This window comes from Agromyces humi, assembly GCF_009720255.1.
Classification (GTDB): Bacteria; Actinomycetota; Actinomycetes; order Actinomycetales; family Microbacteriaceae; genus Agromyces; species Agromyces humi.
The window spans coordinates 1-1,855 of sequence record NZ_WJSP02000560.1 but is presented as its reverse complement, the minus strand read 5'-3'; the positions used below and the strand labels follow the sequence as shown (position 1 = coordinate 1,855).

At 73.4% G+C, this 1,855-nt stretch carries 2 protein-coding genes and 1 pseudogene; 1 reads left to right on the top strand and 2 read right to left on the bottom strand.

What is annotated here, in order from left to right; translation table 11 throughout:
• A partial coding sequence (locus GH736_RS22265; protein ID WP_159607147.1) for a THUMP-like domain-containing protein occupies window positions 1-838 on the top strand: 838 nt, incomplete at its 5' end.
• A 19-nt stretch (window positions 839-857) separates the two neighbouring features.
• On the opposite strand, the gene GH736_RS22260 is transcribed toward GH736_RS22265, so the two are convergent.
• Together GH736_RS22260 and GH736_RS22255 are read right to left on the bottom strand one after the other, a co-directional pair.
• Window positions 858-1,433, bottom strand: a complete 576-nt coding sequence (locus tag GH736_RS22260; RefSeq protein WP_159607145.1) for a DUF4190 domain-containing protein — start codon at window positions 1,431-1,433, stop codon at window positions 858-860.
• An 8-nt stretch (window positions 1,434-1,441) separates the two neighbouring features.
• Window positions 1,442-1,855: pseudogene (locus GH736_RS22255) on the bottom strand (DUF4190 domain-containing protein); the annotation flags it as partial.

The window sequence follows — 1,855 nt, the reverse complement described above, 5'->3', positions numbered from 1 at the left end:
GGCCGTCGACCTCGAGGTGACCGCTGCCGAGGCCGACGAGGTCACCGCGGCGATCGCCGCCTACAACCTCACGCCGTTCCCGCGGGCCCGCGTGCTCCACTCCCGCGCCGAGGAGGTTCCGCTCGGCGGCATCGGGGGCGCATGGCTCGACCCTGCCCGCCGAACGACGGCCGGGGGCACCACCCGTCGGCTCTCGGATGCCTCGGACTACTCCCCGACGCTCGACTTCGCCTTCGGCCTGGCCGCCCGCATGCCCGTCGGCGTGAAGCTCGGGCCCGGCACCGACCGGGACGTCATCCCGGCCGGCTCCGAAGCACAGTGGGTCTCCGTCGACGGCGACGTGGTGGAGTTGGCGGTGTGGCAGGGGGCGGTGGCTCGACCGGGGATCGGGCGCGCGGCGCTGGTGATCCGCGGCGACGCGGCCGCGGAGCTCACCGCCGAAGCCGACAGCGAGGACGCGCCCAGCGGGCCACTGGGCGACTACCTCTACGAACCCGACGGCGCCGTGATCCGTGCCCGCCTCATCGGCGACCTCGCCAGGGCGAACGGGGCGTGGATGCTCAGCCCGGGCATCGCCTACCTGACCTCGGACACGGCCTTCGACTCGCCCTTCGCGCGCGGGTTCCGGGTGCTCGAACGGCTCCCCTCCGACGAGCGCCAGCTGCGCCAGGCGCTCGCGGCGCGGGGCATCGGCACGCTCGAGATCAAGAAGCGAGGCGCCGACGTCGACCCGGCGGCGCTCCGCACCAAGCTGAAGCTGCGCGGCGACCGGAGCGCCACCATCGTGCTGACCCGCGAGGAGGGACGACGCGTCGTGCTCCTCGTTGAACGCCTCTGAGACCCGCCCGATGGGCCGCTCAGCGCGGCAGGGCTCCGAAGACGATCGCGTAGTACCCGATCCACACCGACGAGAAGACGAGGCCCGCGATGCCGGTGCCGATGCCCACGAAGGCGAGCGTGCGCCCCTCCTCCTCGCGTCGGAGGCCGAGCACGCCGAACACGATGGCCGCGATGGAGAGCGGCAGGAGCCACCCGAGGAACAGCGACGCCGCGGCGCCGATCACGCCGAGGATCGCCGAGATCCAGCTGTAGACACGGCGCTGCTCCTCGTCCTCCTCGGCATCCGCGACGCGGGCGAGCTCGGCCCGGTGCACGACGAGCAGCTGGCCCGTCGGCAGCGACCGCAGCTCGCCGGTATCGAACGGCACCTCGTACTCGCGCACCGCCGGGTCCGCGCGCAGCGTGGGCTCGGCCGGCGGGACGATCGTCAGCGCGTCATCGGCCACCGGCTGCGCGCCGTCACCCGCCGCGGCGGATGCGGATGCGGAAGCGGGAGCGGCCGGAGAGGAAACGGGATCCTCCGGCACCGGCGTCGGCCCGGGAGAACGCGAGAGGGCCCCGCCCTCGGGCGGGACCCCTTCGCGGTCGGACATCAGTGGCCTCAGTAGCTGTAGTAGGGCACGCTCGCGAAGGCGACGCTCCACAGGATGATGGAGAGCAGGCCGATCGCGATGCCGACGAAGCCCAGGATCATGCCGGTGAGCCACATGCCCTTGGCCGCGGGCTCCTTCTTGCGGCCGAGGAAGCCGAGCACCACGGCCGCCGCGGGGATGAGCAGCTGCATGATGCCGCCCACGATGGGGATGAACACCACGAAGAAGCCCACGAGGCCGACGATGCCGGCGATCAGCGAGATGAGGCTGAGCACGGGCGTCGACTTGGCGGGAGCCGTCGTGCCGTAGGCCGGCACCGCGTAGCCGGGCTGACCATAGGCGGTCTGCTGGGCGCCGCCGTACGGCGAGCCGCCGTCGACCGCAGCGGCCGGAGCGCCGTAGGCACCGGCGGGGGGCGGAGG